This is a genomic window from Bacillus cereus group sp. BfR-BA-01309 (genome assembly GCF_022664315.1).
In the GTDB taxonomy this organism is placed as follows: domain Bacteria; phylum Bacillota; class Bacilli; order Bacillales; family Bacillaceae_G; genus Bacillus_A; species Bacillus_A mobilis.
Map to the genome: position 1 here is coordinate 78,499 of NZ_JAKUHE010000012.1, position 18,454 is coordinate 96,952.

Genomic DNA, 18,454 nt, shown 5'->3' on the forward strand with positions numbered 1-18,454 from the left:
ATACTATGTATGCAAAGGGGAATTAGCGATGAATCAAGAAGTTTCACAGCTATTAGAACAGATTGATTTACGAAAAGATGAGTTACTAGAGCTTACAAAGAATTTAATCCGTTTTGAAACACCAGCACCGCCGGCGAGAAACACAAATGAGGCACAAGAATTTGTTGCGGATTTTCTAAGAAAACGAAATTTTAGTGTTGATAAATGGGATGTATATCCGAATGACCCGAACGTTGTTGGGGTGAAAAAAGGGATAGAAAGTGACACACATAAAAGTCTTATTATTAACGGACATATGGATGTAGCTGAAGTGTCAGCAGATGAGGCGTGGGAGACTAATCCGTTTGATCCGTTTATAAAAGATGGTTGGCTAGTTGGACGTGGTGCGGCAGATATGAAAGGTGGACTGGCTGGAGCGCTATTTGCTATTCAGATTTTACAAGAAGCAGGCATTGAATTACCTGGAGATTTAATCTTTCAATCCGTAATTGGGGAAGAAGTTGGAGAGGCAGGTACACTTCAATGCTGCAAAAGAGGTTATGATGCTGATTTTGCAGTCGTAGTGGATACGAGCGATTTACATATGCAAGGACAGGGCGGCGTAATTACTGGATGGATTACTGTGAAAAGCCCCCAGACGTTTCATGATGCAACACGCAGGCAAATGATTCATGCTGGAGGACGTTTATTCGGAGCGAGTGCGATTGAAAAAATGATGAAAATTGTGCAAAGTTTACAAGAATTAGAGCGTCATTGGGCAGTTATGAAAACATATGAAGGTTATCCATCTGGAACAACAACAATTAACCCAGCTGTTATTGAAGGCGGACGGCATGCAGCGTTTATTGCGGATGAGTGCCGGTTATGGATAACAGTGCACTTCTATCCAAATGAAACACATGAACAAATAATAAAAGAAATTGAAGAGTATATTGGGAAAGTAGCAGCAGCCGATCCATGGTTAAGTGAAAATCCACCACAATTTAAGTGGGGCGGAGAATCAATGATTTTGGATCGTGGCGAAATTTTTCCTTCTTTAGAAGTAGATAGTGAACATGCAGCAGTAAAAACTCTTAGCTCAGTACACGAATCAATTCTATCTAAACATGCAATTTTAGATATGTCTGCAACGGTAACGGATGGTGGTTGGTTTAGTGAATTTCATATTCCAGCCGTTATTTACGGACCAGGTACATTAGAAGAAGCCCATTCAATAAATGAGAAAGTTGAAGTAGAACAGTTAATTGAATTTACAAAAGTAATAACAACATTTATGTATGAATGGTGTCATACAAAAAAATAGATTAGTATGTTGAAATCGTACAAGTATGTATACTTGTACGATTTTTTTAGTGAACCATTTCAGAGTTGAACAGAAACAACTGAAATAGTTCTTTGTTTTTCTAGGTCTTTCGTTTTAGTTCGATTAATTTCTCTTTCGCTAATTCAACAGCAATTGCATCATCTAAATAGCCAATTGGAAAGAGATAATCAGGGATAATGTCTGTTGATAAAATGAAATACAGTAATGCGCCTCCGAGAACCGCACGTTCCTCGTTTGAAATAGTTTCATTGCAAAATTGTTGATACATATCTGTTAATTGTTCAATAAAAGGGCCAGCGCTATCGATTTGTTCTAATTTACTTGCAAAACTTTCATGAATACGTTTTTCACCTTCTGTTGTTTGAGCATAGCGTTCATAGTTTTCAAGTTCTTGTTTTACGCGCGTTGTTGTATAGTCGAAATCGAATAAATTAGAGGATTGCAGCGTTTGCTGAATGGTATCAAGCGATGTGTACATATCCGTCTTTTCTTTATTTATGTGAGGGGAATCAGGATACATTTCATCAAATAACAATTGGGGTGGAACTTGCAAACATTCTGCAAATTTTTGTAGATGTTTTTGTTTTGGCGGTTGTTTACCATTCATGATTCTTGAGATTGTTGCGGGATCAATATTTGTATGCATTCCTAATTGGCGCATGGATAAGGCACGTTCTTTTAAAAGTTTTTTTATTAATATACTAAGCCGCTCATTGGGATTTTCTTTAGGCATAGTGAAGGCACTCCTTTTTATTGTTGAAAGAATGTTGAGCATTTATTACATGTATATGAAACAGACAGGCACAGTTGCTCAACATTTTCATAAGATGCATGGAAAAGTGAGAAAAAGGGGTGGCTGTTTATGAGTACGGCAGGTCTATTTTCAATTTTTTTAATCGGAATTGCTTCTAATTTAGATAATGCAGGTGTTGGGATTGCTTATGGCATTCGTAAAATTCGAATTTCGTGGTTTAATAATTTTATAATTGCATTTTTTGGATTTTTATTTACTTTATTGGCTGGGTTTTTTGGGAATTGGATCGCATTATTTATTTCAGATTTTACGGCAAATTTGATTGGGGCAATTGTTTTAGGAATAATTGGGTTGTTTATTTTATGTCAGCCTTTCTTGAGTAAAAAAGAGACCGTAGACTCTAAAGATGATAGTGTACTTATTGGAATTTTACGTGATCCAGAAAAAGCAGATTTTGATGGATCTAAAACAATCAGTTTTTCTGAAGCAATTGTTTTAGGCGTTGCGTTGTCTATTAATAATATCGCAGGTGGATTTGATGCTGGGGTAACAAACTTGAATCTGTGGCTTACGGCGTGTATTTCTGGGGTGTTTAGTTTTATTTGTATTAGTGGTTTTGCGTATGTAGGAAAACGATTTTTAGCAGCATACTTAGGGAAATGGGCTACTGTGATTGCGGGCGTGCTATTAATTCTTATTGGGATAGATCAGTTATTGTAACATACAATGTTCGAGCATTTCCTCGGAAATACTCGAATGAATTGCATATATCGACATCGGATGCGCAATTACCGAAACGTTACTGTTTTTATAAATATGAAAGCACCTACATAGGTGCTTTTTTAACGTATATCTTCAATTAATTGTTCCGATTCTTCATGCATACTGTACTCACTTAAAACTTGAATACAGAGCCACTTTAGTTCTTCGATAGTATGTTCAAGTTCTTCAGGAAGCACGTGATGAATGTCTTCAAGTCCCATTCCGAAATGAATAAGTTCAAGCACTTGATCATCGATGTTCCGATCCATGAGTAGTTCAAGTACTTCTAAATTGAATATGTATCGGTGAGCTTCATCGAGTGAAACCACTTTTAACTTCAAGCTTTCTACAATACTCAATATAAAGAGAAGAATTGTTTTTTCAAGAACAGGCTGTTTTTCCATTTGAAATATTAGTTTCATCTTTCACACCTCCACATATAGCGCTAGGTTGTACTATATTATTCAGGAGGGGGGAGCAAATATGCATGATATAGAGAAACTTTTGTACGGTTTTTGTGAGGGGACGGATAGCTGATAAAATTGAGTGTTTTATGAAATAAAAAAATCCTGCTAGTATAGCAGGATAACTCTCAATTAAAAAATGCTCCAACCTTCTTGAGCAGAAAGAAGTTCAAGAATTTTAAAACCAGCGATACTATTTCCGTTTGCATCTAAAGCCGGTCCGAAAATACCAATTCCCATTTCTCCTTTTACGCAGCCGAAAATGCCACCAGCTACGCCACTTTTTGCTGGGATACCAACGCGGATCGCAAATTCCCCAGACTCGTTATACATACCACATGTAACCATAAATGTTTTACAGATTTTTGTAATATGTTTAGGGATAATTTGTTTTTTCTTATATGGATCATATCCATCCATCGCAAAAATTAAGCCGATACGCGCTAAATCTATACAGTTTACTTCAACTGCACATTGACGAGTGTATAAATCCATAAGTTCTTCGATGTCACAATCGATAATTCCGTTTTGTTTCATATAGTAACAAAGTGAACGGTTTAAGTAAGCTGTCTCTAATTCTGAATTGGCAACTTTAGAAGAATAATTAATAGTAGGATTATCTGTTATTTCACGTACAAAATGAAGGATACGCTCCATTTTTTCTTCATTATCTTTTCCTGTTAACATGCTTGTAATGGCTAGTGCCCCTGCATTAATCATTGGATTAAGTGGCTTAGAGGGACTTGTCGTTTCTAGCTTAATAATAGAATTAAATGGATCACCAGTTGGCTCCATTCCAACTTTAGAAAATACATATTCTTCACCACGATCTAAAAGGGCAAGTGCAAGTGTAATTACTTTTGAAATACTTTGAAGAGTAAATAGTGTTTGTGAGTTGCCAGCATGGATGTATTCTGTTTCTTTATGGAAAATGGCAATCCCTAAATCATCTGGATTTGCATTTCCTAGTTCGGGGATATAAGTAGCAAGCTTTCCTTTTTTCGTATATGGTTTTACTTGTTCTAACAACTGTTGTAAGTTGTTTGTTTCAATGCACTGCATAGTACCGACGCTCCTATTTCGAATTAACTAAGTTTACTTTTCCCGATATGCTCGGAAATAAATAATAACATGAAAAAGTGGAATGATAAAACGAAAGTTACATGTTCTATAGTAGGTATTTCGTTTCGAGTATTCTATATTGAAAAAGGAGAATTTTCCTTTTATATAACAGTTTGGAAATAGGAGATTTATCCATAAAAAATTCAAAAATAAAAACTACACATCTATACAACTATATGTTATTATGGATATGTAAATAGAAAGCGTTTTCTAAGGCGTACTTATAATGATAACGATTTCATAAATTTGATAGGGGGAATTAAAATGTTGCAGTTTCTACAACGTATTGGTAAAGCGTTAATGCTTCCAATCGCAGTGCTACCAGCAGCAGGATTATTGCTTCGTTTAGGGCAACCAGATGTATTTAATATTCCTGTTATGGCACAGGCCGGTGCAGCAGTTTTTGATAATTTAGCACTTATTTTTGCAATTGGTATTGCAATCGGTTTGTCTGTTGATGGTAGTGGTGCGGCAGGTCTTGCAGGTGCAATTGGTTATCTAGTTATGAAAAATAGTATTGATGCACTTAGTAAGGGATATTCTACTGTAGAATTACAAGATAAGTTAGGCAAAGTTCAAGATTTAATAGGTAATAGCGCTAATGTAGATCCATCTAAGCTTGCAGATACAATGACACAGGTATCTAAAGCAGCCGAATTATCGACTAAAGTGGATATGAAAGTTTTAGGTGGTATTATTGTCGGTGTTATAGCAGGACTTCTTTATAATAAATTCCATAAGATTAAACTTCCAGAATGGTTAGGATTCTTTGCTGGAAAACGTTTCGTTCCGATTGTTACATCGGTTGTGATGTTACTATTAGGAATTCTATTCGCACAAATTTGGCCAGCAATTCAAAATGCTATCGATGCATTAGCTCATGGAATTGTTAATTTAGGGGCAGTTGGTTCAGGTCTATTTGGTTTATTAAACCGTCTATTAATTCCAATCGGTTTGCACCATGTAATGAACACATACTTCTGGTTCGTACTTGGTGACTTTACAAATGCAGCAGGTAATGTTGTAAATGGTGATATTGCTCGCTTCCTTGCAGGAGATAAAACAGCGGGTATGTTTATGACTGGTTTCTTCCCAGTTATGATGTTCGGTTTACCAGCAGCATGTTTCGCAATGATTGCGGCTGCTAAGCCAGAAAACCGTAAAATGGTTACAGGTATGTTAGGTGGTCTAGCATTAACTTCATTCTTAACTGGTATTACAGAACCAATTGAATTCTCATTCATGTTCTTATCACCAGTATTATATGGTATTCATGCTGTATTAACAGGTCTGTCTCTATTCATTACAACAACTCTTGGCATTCACGATGGTTTCACGTTTAGTGCCGGTGCAATCGATTACTTCTTAAACTTCGGTATTGCAACAAAACCAGTATTACTCGCGGGAGTCGGTTTAATTTACGCAGTAATTTATTTCGTTGTATTCTATTTCTTAATTAAGAAGTTCGACCTAAAAACTCCTGGTCGTGAAGACGAAGAGGAGCTAGCTGAAGGTGAAGAAGCTCCAGTTGCAGGTTCAATTGGTGAAACTTACGTAGCAGCTTTAGGTGGAAAAGAAAACTTAACAGTTATTGATAACTGTGCAACACGTCTACGCTTACAAGTGAAAGATGCTGGTCAAGTAAACGAAGCAGCATTAAAACGTGCTGGTGCAAAAGGTGTTATGAAATTAAGTAACACGAGTGTCCAAGTTATTGTAGGTACAAATGTTGAATCTGTTGCCGATGATATGAAAAAACACGTATAAATAATGAGATAAGAGGATATCCCAAAAGATTGATAACATCAATTTTTTAGAGGATATCCTCTTTTTTTATTAAAAATTTAACAGCAATCTTACTTTTGTAAATTTTCTTTTTCTTTTTTATACATATAGGTTGGTAATATGTGCAGTGCGTGATAAAGTAGGGATGACGTCGAATGGAATGTCGAAAATCTATGAAAAAGATCCGAAATGAATCTTGTGTAGTGGAATTAAATTATCGGTAAATAAGGGGAAAAAAGCAATCATGGATCAGGAAAAAATTAATGCGAATGGGAAAGCACGTCGGCCGATTGTATACATAAAAAGAACAATCATTCTCGTCTTACTATTTTCAGTTGTATATTTCATGTATACAAAAATTGTTGCGGATAATAAGAAAGAAGAAACTTTAAAAGCAGCGGCAGAAATGAAGAAACAAGAAGAGCTGAAAAAGAAAGAAGAAAAAAAGAAACAAGAAGCACAAAAACAAAAAGAGCAGGAAGAACAAGTGAAGCAAGTACAAGCTGTGGAAAAGCCTGCTGAGGGACCACCTCAAGAAATTAATGAAAACGCTCAATTAGATCAATATTTACAAAACGCAGGATTTAGCGGGACAGCTGTTATTGTGAAGAACGGAAAAGTTCTTTTGAATAAAGGATACGGTATGGCGAACAAAGAGAAACAAGTACCGAATAATTCAGAGACAACTTTTTATATTGGATCTATTTCAAAGGCGTTTGTAGCGACGGCTATTATGCAATTAAAAGATCAAAATAAGTTGAACGTAGAGGATACGGTTGCAAAGTATATTCCAGATTTCCCTCAAGGTAATGGTATTCAGTTAAAACATTTACTAACACATACATCAGGGATTCCAGAGTATGAACAGGGAACAGAGGATATTTCTCATGAGGAATTGATAAAACGAATAGGAAAACAAAAGCGTATTGGGAGTCCAGGGGAGAAATGGAAATATTCCGATTCGAACTATTCGATACTGGCCTATATCGCTGAGAAGGTAAGTGGACAACCGTTAGAAGAGTATATTAAACAACATATTTTTGCTACTGCGGGTATGAAGCAGTCTGGTTTCGGCAAAGCGCTAGAGCAAACAAGGTTTCCATCGACAGGTTATAAAATAGTAAATAACAATATGACAACACCTAATATTCCAAGTATGTCACAACTATATGGTTGTGGTGATATATATACAAGTGCACATGATTTATATTTATTTAATGAAGCACTCTTCTCTGGAAAGTTAATTTCAAAAGAGAGTTATGATCAAATGTTTACGGCCGTGAAAAAGGATTACGGATTTGGTTGGTATGTAGACCCAGGAAGTTATTCGAATCACGGTGTAATGCCAGGATGGAATTGTTTAAATGGATTTAGTAAAAACGGAAGTGTGTATGTCGTTTTATTATCTAACATTCAAAACAACATTAAATCATTTGGTAAAGTGAATAACGACATTTACACGATGTTGCGAAATGTTGAAGTGTAAGAGACTATCCTTTTGGATGGTCTTTTTTTATTGAGGACGTGTATGTGCAATGAGATAATGAAATAAAGTGAAACTTTAATCAGTGGGGGTTTTCTTCATCCCTTACTGATTATTAGTTGAACCAATCGGGCATTAACGAGCAGTCGATCCCCACCTAACTTCTTTGCTTTCGCTGAATTTTGAAGTGGGGGGCTCACTGCACGGCGAATAGCGGGATAAATGGAAAAGGGGGAGGGATATGGGTATACATAAGCATCACGCACGTAACGCGAAACGCATTTTTTTTGTAGCTGTCATCGTATGGATTATTGTCGCAATTGGATTAGTAATGGAATATAAAAAGGGGATGCTATTCACTTCGGAGAAAGAAAATCTAAAATTAATAGGTGTTGTACTACCAGCATTTGGATTATTAATATATAGCTTTATAGAAGAAAGAAGATCGAAAATGCTTAAGCAGGAAATTTATAATATAGAGGCTTCTGAATTATTAGAGCAACGAAAATTTGTTGTTCGCAAAGAGGTAGGGATATTTCAAGTAATAACATATTTTGGGTTAGATGGCAGTGCAGTAGGTTTTTTAAAAGAAGAGTATGATTTTGTTATGCAACGTGTATGGCAAGCTGTACTTTCTATTTTTGTTAAGGGACTACATAAGCAACAATTTTATTTATATAATCACTCGGGAGAAAGATTGTTGCGTGTTCAAAAGAAGATGGGAGTACGCCATTTCTATATTTTTTCCGATGTAGAGGGAAAGAAAATTGGAGAATTGAAACAAGTACTAAGTTTAACAAAGTGGGAATGGATTTTTTTAGGTGTGGATGGTAAAGAATATGCTAAAGTGACTGGGGACCTTTCAGCAACAATGCAGAAAATAGACTGGCGAGATGGAACGCATATTGATGTGAAAGAGGATGGTATTCCGTTAGAAGCTGTTAAGTATTTTTCAGCAAGCGGTGGTTCACTTGTTACAGCTTCTATAAGTGAACAGGCAGAATTGCCACGAGCGGTTTATTACAGTGTCTCTGCCATAATTACAATTAAAAATTAAAATATATATAAAGATAGATGGGATACCATCTATCTTTTTTGTGTTTAGAACATATTGTTTCGTTGAAAAATGTATGTCTTACCTATCACAAAAAAAGCCTGCTTTGTATACATTAAGATGTATAGATGTATTTTGTATACTTTAAAAATAATAGGAGGAGAAGTGTATGTGTCTGTTCGGTAAGTATTGGAAAAAGTTATCGAGATTGTTTAATAGGCAATTGGATTATTTTTTAGATAATAAGTTATTACCTGCTGTGGAAAGACTTTTATTTTCACAAAACTTTGCGAGATTTATTCAAAGAAACTCTAAGCAAGCTACGGAAGAATTTATTGAATCAAGTAGATTTCAATCTATTATTTGTAACATTTTAAAAGAATGTAATACATCACCTTTTAAAGAAATTGCAGAGCAGTATTTGGGTAAAAACGTAGAAATTACTGTAACGGTTGGACAGTTAACGGGTGTGATTGTAGCAGTTGGTGATGATTTCTTAACACTGCAAGAAGGAATAGGGACGGAAGTTTTATTACCATTTACAAGTATTATATCAATTAAAGAGGCGTAAGAAAGGAGACTTATATATGTTATTTACTGATGAATTACGTAATCATGTTGGTGAGCTAGTGCAAGTTGTGACAGCGGTCGAAATTGTTGCAGGTATTCTGTTATCTGTGACAGACGGGGCAGTAAGTGTTCGTACTTCTCCTTCTTATGGACCACCGGAAGATGTAGTTGTACGTATCCCTATTATTTCTTATGTTCGCTTGGAAGGGTAAGCGTGATACAAGTATGAGAGTATCAGTTGTTATTCCAGTGCATAATGAAGCAAGTACTGTATCACAAGTTTTAGTAGAAGTAGAGAAATTGAAACCTTATGAAATTATCGTAGTAGATAATGGATCGACAGATGGGACAAAAGAAATAGCGTTACAACACCATTGCCGAGTAATTTATTATCAATATTCTCTTGGCAATGATGTTGGACGGGCGATTGGAGCAAGAGAAGCGAAGGGTGACATTGTTTTATTTTTAGACGGTGACATCGTTATTGATAATAAAGAATTGCAACGTTTCATAAAAGGAATTCAGCAAGGTCACCAAATTGTTGTGAATAATTTAACATGGTCCGTTTATTTAAAGATGAGGCCGCATTATACGACAGTTGGAAAGTTTATGTTGAATCGTTATTTGGATAAAAAAGAGCTTGTTGTTGGTTCTTTAATCGCAATTCCACATGCAATGAGTAGAGAAGTTATTCAGAAATTCGGTTGGTGGAATTTAGCCGATCCCGCACTGTTTCAAGCAATGGCGATGTTTAGAGGAGTAGATATTGTCGATATGGCTTCGGTCGATGTTATTCATACAAATAAAGTGCGTCCTGTTCATACTGGTACATCTCCCGGTTCGCCTTATCCGAAAGCGACTAGTCGTATTATGGGAGATCATTTACGTGCTTTGCAATACGTAATCGAAACCTATGGTAAGCGTGGTGGTTTTTCGGAAGGAACTAGGGATAGAGAGTTTGTAGGAAAGTATAAACGAGTTGTATTACAAAAGAAAAAAGCAAAATATAGTGCCATTATCCCTGTATCAGAAGAGAAGATGACTATAAGATCTGTTATACAAGAAGTAAAAAAAGCAGGAGTAGATGAAATTATAGTGGTTGCGAATGGAGCTGATTTGGAGACAATTAAACAAGCAAAGTTAGAGCATGTTATCGTTATTGAATTTGAGGAAGCACTCGGACATAATGTGGCCCGAGCGATAGGAGCTATGCATGCCACGGCCGATATTTGTTTATTTGTCGATGGTGATTTTGTTATTCCGGGAAAAAAATTAATTCCATTTTTACATGCGATTGAAGATGGGCATGATGTGGCATTAAATGATTTACAGTGTTTATTAGATATGTTTCATCCGGCAGATCCAATTAGCATGGGAAAATATTTTGTGAATTTGGTAGCGAAACGACCAGATTTATGGAATAACTCATTAACGGCAGTACCACATGCTATGCATAAAAAGGTAATAGAGAAAATAGGATATGATTCTCTTATCATTCCGCCACTAGCTCAAATGAAAGCTATTTTGGAGGGATTCTCTATTACAGCGGTAGAGTTTGTAGATGTTATAAAAACAAATCGTGTACGCCCAGAGCAACATGGATTTGTAAATGGACGTATTCCAGCATTTGACCGTATTTTCGGTGACCAACTTGAGGCAATTGCATATTTATTGCAATCCACAGATGAACGCGGGAGTTTTACAGATGGAGAGCGGGATAGAAATATAATTCAACAATTGAGAAAGGAAGAAGAGAATACAGATGAATGTTAGTAGTACAGTTGCTATTATCGGATTAGGGTATGTTGGCCTTCCTTTGGCAGTTCATTTTGCAGAGAGGGGACATACAGTAATTGGATTAGATAAAGATACTAGAAAAATAGAATCAATTATAAAAGGAGAAAGTTATATTCCAGATGTTTCTTCTAAATTGTTACAAAGTTTATTGGCTAAAAAAAAATTAATAGTAAATACACCGGATCAAGGTATTGCTGATTTTCAAAATAGTGATTATGTTATTGTCACTGTTCCGACTCCGATTAATGAAAAAAGAGAACCAGACTTAAGTGCCCTCATTTCAGCTTCGCATTATATACAACAACACCTTCAAAAAGGACAAACCTTCATTTTCGAAAGCTCCACATATCCAGGTACGCTCGAGGAAGTTATCATTCCGATTATTTCTCAAACAGGAAAAAAGGTAGGAGAAGATTTCTATATCGGATATTCCCCTGAGAGAATTGATCCGGCTAATAGTCACTATTCCGTTCAAACGATTCCAAAAGTTATTAGTGGACAAACAGAAAAGTGTAAACAAAAAGTACAGGAGTTATATAGCACTATATTTGATGTAGTTGTTCCAGTTAGTTCTCCGAAAGTAGCGGAAATGTGTAAGTTATTTGAAAATATTCAGCGTTTAGTCAATATTTCATTAGTAAATGAGTTAAACACACTATGTGAAAGTTTAGGAATTGATTTTTACGAGGCGCTTGAAGCTGCATCTACAAAACCGTTTGGATTTACCCCATATTGGCCAGGGCCAGGAATAGGGGGACACTGCATTCCAGTAGACCCTTTATATTTTCAATGGAGAATAAAAAAGAATGGAGCAATTAGTCAATTAATTGAGGCGGCACATGTAATTAATGAAGAAATGCCAGAGAAAATAGTCCAGAAAGTAAAAGGCATGGTGCAATCACCTGCATCAGTTTTAATTGTAGGAATTGCGTATAAGAAAGATGTAAATGACTTAAGAGAATCACCAGCGTTGCCAATTATTGAATTGTTAATAGAAGAAGGATATGAGATAGAATATCATGATCCATATATTTCTTCTGCAAAATTTGGAGATAAGGTGTACCAATCTGTTTCTTTGGATGAACAAGTCATTAAACAAGCGGGTTGTAATTTAATTTTAACTGATCACTCTAATATCGATTGGAAGCTTTTTAAAGGAATGAAGCGAGTAATAGATACACGTGGAATTGTAAAGAAGGTGAGTGTATGAGTAAGAAATGTTTAATTACAGGTGGAGCAGGATTCATTGGATCGCATCTAGCTGAAGAATTAGTGAAAAGAGGTTATGGGGTCACAATCGTTGATAACTTCTATAAAGGAAAAAATAAATATCATGATGAGTTAATGAAAGAAATTCGGGTTATTCCAATAAGCGTTTTAGATAAAAGCTCAATTTATGAATTAGTAAATCAACATGATGTAGTGTTTCATTTAGCCGCAATTTTAGGTGTGAAAACGACAATGGAAAAGAGTATAGAGCTTATTGAAACGAATTTTGATGGAACGAGAAACATTTTACAAGCAGCGCTAAAAGAAAAGAAGAAAGTAGTCTTTGCGTCTACTTCAGAAGTATATGGTAAAGCAAAACCACCCTTCTCTGAAGAGGGGGATCGATTATACGGGGCGACTTCTAAAATACGTTGGAGTTATGCAATTTGTAAAACGTTAGAAGAAACATTATGTTTAGGATATGCTTTAGAAGGTTTACCTGTAACGATTGTTCGTTATTTTAATATTTATGGTCCAAGAGCGAAAGATGGTCCGTATGCAGGGGTAATCCCACGATTTATCAGTGCGGCCCTGCAAGGAGAAGACATTCTCGTATATGGAGATGGAAAGCAAACACGTTGCTTTACGTATGTAAGTGATGCGGTAGAGGCAACGATTCGGGCAATGGATGAGAAGGTAAATGGTGAGATTATTAATATAGGTTCTGAGAACGAAAAGAGTATAAAGCAAGTAGCAGAAGTAATTAAAAAGCTAACGAAATCTTCTTCAAAGATTGTCCAAGTTCCTTTCGAAGAGGTATACCCACATGGCTTTGAAGAAATTCCAAATAGAAGACCAGATGTAACGAAATTAAAAGAACTTGTGCAGTTTGAAGCGATAGTAACGTGGGAACAAGGATTGAAAGAAACTATTAAATGGTTTCGTGAAGAAAACAATGGCTAAGTCGCTATCAATTATTATACCTGTATGTAATGAAGCAGATACGATTTCAGACGTTATTCAATCGGTAAAAGGATTAAATCCAGTAGAGATTATTGTAGTAGCAAACGGTTGTAACGATGGTACAGAAGAGGTTGCCAGTCGTTTAGGGTGTAAAGTAATTGAGTATACAGAGCTGCTCGGGAACGATGTTGGACGTGCAGTCGGCGCAAAACACGCGATAGGTGATGTACTACTATTTATAGATGGAGATTTTGCTATTCAAACTTCAAAATTACAATTATTCCTGAATCCAATTTTACATGATCAGGCCGACATCGTTTTAAATAATTTGGACGCACTATTTTTAAAGAAACAAAAACCGCACTCCGTGACAGTATGGCGCCAAATATTAAATGCAATGTTAGAGCGTGAAGAGTTAAAAATTGATTCTTTATTATCTGTACCTCATGCGTTGACGAAAGAAGTTGTTCAAAGCATTGGATATGAATGTTTTGTGAATCCTATTGTAGCTCATTTACGCCTAGTACAAAGCAAATGGAGAATTAGTCGTCATTGTGCAATAGATGTTATTACGCCAAATAAATTTCGGCCAATTGAGCATGCTGCGTATGGAACGGGTCTTTCTCAATCTGAAAAACGGATGATAGGTGATCATATAGAAGCTGTAGCGGAGCGAATAGCGGGCAGCGATGAGCGCGGAGGGTATTACGATGGAAATAGGAAAAGAGAGTGTGTTTATCATACTTTAAGTTTCGAAGATTTTTATCAAGGATGGGGCGTCACATCTAAGTTGTATAAAGGAAAGCAATTATCGGTCATTATTCCTGTACAAGATGAAGAGAAAACAATTGGAAACGTTATAGAAGAGCTCCGCAAAATTGAACCTTTTGAAATTATCGTTGTTGTAAATGGTTCGTCTGATCAAACAGCAACGATTGCAAAAGACAAGGGAGCAACAACAATTGTATATAAAGAAGCACTTGGAAATGATGTAGGGCGTTCACTAGGAACTTATTTTGCAAAAGGGGAAATTGTATTATTTATAGACGGTGACTTTGTTATTCCAGCTAGAGAGTTATATCCTTTCGCAAAAGCTATTGCAGATGGAATGGATGTCGCCTTAAATGATCTAAATCATTATTTAGATTTAAGAGTACCGCTTCATCTTGTAACTGCATTTAAATATGCATTAAATTTAGCTTGTGATAGAAAAGATCTAGGAGTAGGCTCTCTTATCGCTGTACCGAATGCGTTTAGTCGTAAGTGTTTGAAAGAAATCGGATATAGATCTTTACTTTCACCTTGTGTAGCTCAAGTGAAAGCCATTCTGTCGGGATTCGAGATTGCATGTGTAAGTCGTGTAGAGGTTGATAAGATGAACCGTATTCGTCCCAGTGAACATTTTGCAAAAATAGGTCACCCTCCAGCTGTCTTGCGAATTATAGGTGATCATATAGAAGGATTAGAGCAATTAATTGTATTAGAAGGTAGTCGTGGTGGATTCTATGATGGGAATAGAAAAAGAGATGTTTTAGAGTAGTAACAAAAAAAGTGTACAACATATGTACACTTTTTTGTTCTGTTATAAAAACTATAACAGATTAGGAGATAAGAGTATTACAGCTCTACAATGGGTATTGTTTTTATATTACAAAATAGGACTCGTATATAAGGATACCAAAAAAATACAATTAAGGGAAGGGTTAATTATAAAGACTTTTAAGTGAAGTTAATACTATGCATATAGTAGATTGCTCAACATTTCACAAACATGTCACAACTATTTCGTTCACTTTCGCCAAAAAGTAGTATTCTAAGTGTGTAAGCTGTTATATAAAAAATCTTAGTCCTGTACTAATCAAAAATGGAGGAGATTAGGATGACTCAAGTATTAGAAAATGTTAAAAACGCATGGGAAAACTTTAAAGGTGAAAAATGGAAAGCAGAGATTGATGTTCGCGATTTCATTTTAAATAATGTAAACGTTTTCGAAGGAGATGAATCTTTCTTAGCGGGAGCAACTGAAGCAACGAAACAACTTTGGGATCAAGTAATGGATTTAACAACGAAAGAACGTGAAAATGGTGGCGTTCTTGATATGGATACAAAAATTGTTTCTTCTATTACATCACATGAACCAGGATATTTAAATAAAGATATTGAAAAAGTAGTCGGTTTCCAAACTGAAAAACCATTTAAACGTTCTTTACAGCCATATGGTGGTATTCGTATGGCGGAACAAGCTTGTGAATCTTATGGATACGAAATGGATAAAGAACTTAGTCGTATTTTCAGAGATTGGAGAAAAACGCATAATCAAGGTGTATTTGATGCATACACACCAGAAATGAAAGCGGCTCGTAGATCAGGTGTAATTACTGGTCTTCCAGATGCATACGGACGTGGACGTATTATCGGTGACTACCGACGCGTAGCATTATATGGTATTGATCATTTAATTGAAGTGAAAAAAGCTGATTTGAATTTAACTGGCGGTGTAATGAGCGAAGATACAATGCGTTTACGCGAAGAGTTATCTGAGCAAATGCGTGCCCTTCAAGAGTTAAAACAAATGGCTGCTTCTCATGGCTTTGATATTTCTAAGCCTGCAACAAATACACAAGAAGCATTCCAATGGTTATACTTCGCATATCTTGCAGCAATTAAAGAGCAAAACGGAGCTGCGATGAGTCTTGGACGCACTTCTACATTCTTAGATATTTATATTGAAAGAGATTTAGCAAATGGTACTTTAACAGAAGAAGAAGTACAAGAAATTGTGGATCACTTCATTATGAAATTACGTCTTGTGAAATTTGCAAGAACACCTGATTATAATGAATTATTCTCTGGTGACCCAACTTGGGTAACTGAGTCTATCGGTGGTATGGCATTAGATGGTCGTCCATTAGTAACAAAGAACTCATTCCGTTTCTTGCATACATTAGATAATTTAGGACCAGCTCCAGAACCAAACTTAACAGTTCTTTGGTCTAAACAATTACCACAGAACTTTAAAAACTACTGTGCGAAAATGTCTATTAAAACATCAGCAATTCAATATGAAAATGATGACATTATGCGTGCTGACTACGGCGATGATTACGGAATTGCTTGTTGTGTATCTGCAATGAGAATTGGTAAACAAATGCAGTTCTTCGGTGCACGTGCAAACTTAGCAAAAGCATTATTATATGCGATTAACGGTGGTAAAGATGAAAAATCTAAAGCACAAGTTGGTCCTGAGTACGCACCAATTACTTCTGAAGTATTAGATTATGAAGAAGTTATGCATAAGTTTGATATGACAATGGAATGGTTAGCGGGTCTATACTTAAACACATTAAATGTTATTCATTACATGCACGATAAATATAGCTACGAACGTATTGAAATGGCACTTCATGATACAAATGTTCTTCGTACAATGGCAACAGGTATCGCGGGTCTATCTGTAGTAGCAGACTCTTTAAGTGCAATTAAACACGCAAAAGTAAAACCAATTCGTGATGAAAACGGAATTGCAGTTGACTTTGAAATCGAAGGAGATTTCCCTAAATACGGTAACAATGATGATCGTGTAGATGAAATCGCTGTAAATCTTGTAAAAACATTTATGAATAAACTTCGTAAACATAAAACATACAGAAATTCTGTTCATACAATGTCGATCTTAACAATCACATCTAACGTTGTATACGGTAAGAAAACTGGTAACACTCCAGATGGTCGCCGTACTGGAGAACCATTTGCACCAGGTGCGAACCCAATGCATGGCCGTGATACAAAAGGTGCATTAGCTTCATTATTATCTGTAGCTAAATTACCATATGAAGATGCACAAGATGGTATTTCTAATACATTCTCTATTATTCCAAAAGCACTTGGTAAAGAAGATGATGTACAAGTACGTAACTTAGTATCAATGCTTGATGGTTATGCAGTAAAAGAAGGTCATCACTTAAATATTAACGTATTTAATCGTGAAACATTAATGGATGCAATGGAACATCCTGAAAAATATCCACAATTAACAATTCGCGTATCTGGTTACGCTGTAAACTTTATTAAATTAACTCGTGAACAACAAATCGATGTAATTAACCGTACAATGCATGAAAGTATGTAAGTGAAAAAGTGTCCCTCTGCTTTATATAAATAGCAGAGGGAGGCTGCTTCAATAAAGGAGGAAGTAACATGGTAAAAGGAAGAATTCATTCTGTAGAGTCTTGTGGTACTGTTGATGGCCCAGGAATTCGTTATGTCATATTTACACAAGGGTGTTTATTACGTTGTCAATATTGTCATAATGCTGATACGTGGGAGATTGGTAAAGGAAACGAAATAACAGTTGAAGAAGTAATGCAGGATGTGACATGTTACCTTCCGTTTATTGAAGCTTCTGGAGGCGGTATAACAGTTAGTGGTGGCGAACCATTATTACAGCTAGATTTCTTAATTGAATTATTTAAGAAATGTAAGGAAGCTGGAATTCATACAACAATTGACTCTTCGGGTGGTTGTTATTCTGAAGAGCCAGAATTCCAAAATAAGCTAGATATTTTAATGGATTACACAGATTTAGTTTTATTGGATTTGAAACATATTGATTCAAAGAAACATCGTAAATTAACAGGAAAACCAAATGAACATATTTTACAATTTGCTCGTTATTTATCGGATAAAAATAAACCGATTTGGGTACGACACGTATTAGTTCCTGGTATTACGGATAATGAAGAGGATCTACAAAAATTATCTAGCTTTATTCAAAGCCTGTCTAATGTTCAGAAAGTTGAAGTGCTACCGTACCATAAGCTTGGTGTATATAAATGGGAGGCGCTTGGACATAAGTATCCACTTGCGAATGTAGAACCACCTACTGAAAAAAATGTAGAACAAGCAAGACATATTTTACAAGCAGTCTAATCCAAATATTGGGTTAGGCTTTTTGCTTTCTTCACAATAAAACCTAGAGTATGTATATAGAAAAGAGTATACTGAAAATAGAATATCCATATTTTTGTAAGGAATAAGTGGAGAAATTTACATAATTGTAAAGGGAAATCAAAATAGTAAAAAGAATTAAGAAGTAAAAGAGTGAGTATCATGGAATAGAGAACATTTGTAAGTTATTGCGAAAGCTCTTATAGGAAAGTATAATGTA

The 18,454-nt window shown here is 35.7% G+C and carries 17 protein-coding genes; 14 read left to right on the forward strand and 3 right to left on the reverse strand.

Annotation, left to right across the window (positions count from 1 at the left end; genetic code table 11):
- Positions 1-28 precede the first annotated feature (28 nt).
- Entirely contained in the window at positions 29-1,303 is a 1,275-nt protein-coding gene (locus MR115_RS21670) for an acetylornithine deacetylase (protein WP_242242737.1), read from the forward strand.
- A 100-nt stretch (positions 1,304-1,403) separates the two neighbouring features.
- Here the strand turns inward: MR115_RS21670 and MR115_RS21675 are convergent, their stop codons facing one another.
- Positions 1,404-2,057, reverse strand: coding sequence for a DUF1232 domain-containing protein (locus MR115_RS21675; RefSeq protein ID WP_097819900.1), 654 nt, complete (start codon positions 2,055-2,057; stop codon positions 1,404-1,406).
- A gap of 129 nt (positions 2,058-2,186) precedes the next feature.
- On the opposite strand from MR115_RS21675, the gene ytaF reads away from it, so the two are divergent.
- A complete protein-coding gene (ytaF, locus tag MR115_RS21680) occupies positions 2,187-2,798 on the forward strand; it encodes a sporulation membrane protein YtaF (RefSeq protein ID WP_242242738.1) in 612 nt (203 codons plus the stop codon).
- Positions 2,799-2,920: 122 nt separating this feature from the next.
- On the opposite strand, the gene MR115_RS21685 is transcribed toward ytaF, so the two are convergent.
- Complete coding sequence (locus MR115_RS21685) at positions 2,921-3,262, reverse strand: DUF3969 family protein (RefSeq protein WP_000766602.1); 342 nt, start codon at positions 3,260-3,262, stop codon at positions 2,921-2,923.
- A 174-nt stretch (positions 3,263-3,436) separates the two neighbouring features.
- Positions 3,437-4,366, reverse strand: coding sequence for a glutaminase A (gene glsA, locus MR115_RS21690; protein WP_063221674.1), 930 nt, complete (start codon positions 4,364-4,366; stop codon positions 3,437-3,439).
- Positions 4,367-4,435: 69 nt separating this feature from the next.
- Between glsA and MR115_RS30090 the strand changes: the two genes are divergently transcribed.
- The 12 genes from MR115_RS30090 to pflA all read left to right on the forward strand — a co-directional run bounded on the left by MR115_RS30090 (position 4,436) and on the right by pflA (position 18,216).
- On the forward strand, positions 4,436-4,549 hold the full coding sequence (locus MR115_RS30090; protein WP_087957287.1) for a transcriptional regulator: 114 nt from the start codon (positions 4,436-4,438) through the stop codon (positions 4,547-4,549).
- A 141-nt stretch (positions 4,550-4,690) separates the two neighbouring features.
- Positions 4,691-6,193 carry an N-acetylglucosamine-specific PTS transporter subunit IIBC gene (gene nagE / locus MR115_RS21695; protein WP_242242739.1) on the forward strand — a complete coding sequence of 501 codons (1,503 nt, stop codon included), beginning with the start codon at positions 4,691-4,693 and terminating at the stop codon, positions 6,191-6,193.
- 262 nt (positions 6,194-6,455) lie between these two features.
- A complete protein-coding gene (locus tag MR115_RS21700; RefSeq protein ID WP_242242740.1) occupies positions 6,456-7,697 on the forward strand; it encodes a serine hydrolase domain-containing protein in 1,242 nt (413 codons plus the stop codon).
- A gap of 238 nt (positions 7,698-7,935) precedes the next feature.
- Entirely contained in the window at positions 7,936-8,751 is an 816-nt protein-coding gene (locus tag MR115_RS21705; RefSeq protein ID WP_242242741.1) for a sugar ABC transporter ATP-binding protein, read from the forward strand.
- A gap of 166 nt (positions 8,752-8,917) precedes the next feature.
- Positions 8,918-9,319, forward strand: coding sequence for an LSm family protein (locus MR115_RS21710; protein ID WP_000335520.1), 402 nt, complete (start codon positions 8,918-8,920; stop codon positions 9,317-9,319).
- A 16-nt stretch (positions 9,320-9,335) separates the two neighbouring features.
- Positions 9,336-9,530 (forward strand): LSm family protein, encoded by a 195-nt coding sequence (locus MR115_RS21715; protein ID WP_002166988.1) that lies wholly within the window; start codon positions 9,336-9,338, stop codon positions 9,528-9,530.
- Positions 9,511-11,091, forward strand: a complete 1,581-nt coding sequence (locus MR115_RS21720) for a glycosyltransferase family 2 protein (RefSeq protein ID WP_375337821.1) — start codon at positions 9,511-9,513, stop codon at positions 11,089-11,091. The genes MR115_RS21715 and MR115_RS21720 overlap by 20 nt, the downstream gene beginning before the upstream one ends.
- Entirely contained in the window at positions 11,081-12,325 is a 1,245-nt protein-coding gene (locus MR115_RS21725; protein ID WP_242242743.1) for a nucleotide sugar dehydrogenase, read from the forward strand. The genes MR115_RS21720 and MR115_RS21725 overlap by 11 nt, the downstream gene beginning before the upstream one ends.
- On the forward strand, positions 12,322-13,287 hold the full coding sequence (locus tag MR115_RS21730) for an NAD-dependent epimerase/dehydratase family protein (RefSeq protein ID WP_063263178.1): 966 nt from the start codon (positions 12,322-12,324) through the stop codon (positions 13,285-13,287). The genes MR115_RS21725 and MR115_RS21730 overlap by 4 nt, the downstream gene beginning before the upstream one ends.
- A complete protein-coding gene (locus MR115_RS21735; RefSeq protein ID WP_242242744.1) occupies positions 13,280-14,827 on the forward strand; it encodes a glycosyltransferase family 2 protein in 1,548 nt (515 codons plus the stop codon). Before MR115_RS21730 ends, MR115_RS21735 begins: the two co-directional genes overlap by 8 nt.
- Positions 14,828-15,166: 339 nt before the next feature.
- The gene (pflB, locus tag MR115_RS21740) at positions 15,167-17,416 is read left to right on the forward strand and encodes a formate C-acetyltransferase (RefSeq protein WP_061676739.1); all 2,250 of its coding nucleotides are present in this window, start codon (positions 15,167-15,169) and stop codon (positions 17,414-17,416) included.
- A gap of 68 nt (positions 17,417-17,484) precedes the next feature.
- Positions 17,485-18,216 carry a pyruvate formate-lyase-activating protein gene (pflA, locus tag MR115_RS21745; RefSeq protein WP_063263175.1) on the forward strand — a complete coding sequence of 244 codons (732 nt, stop codon included), beginning with the start codon at positions 17,485-17,487 and terminating at the stop codon, positions 18,214-18,216.
- The last annotated feature ends 238 nt before the right edge of the window (positions 18,217-18,454 follow it).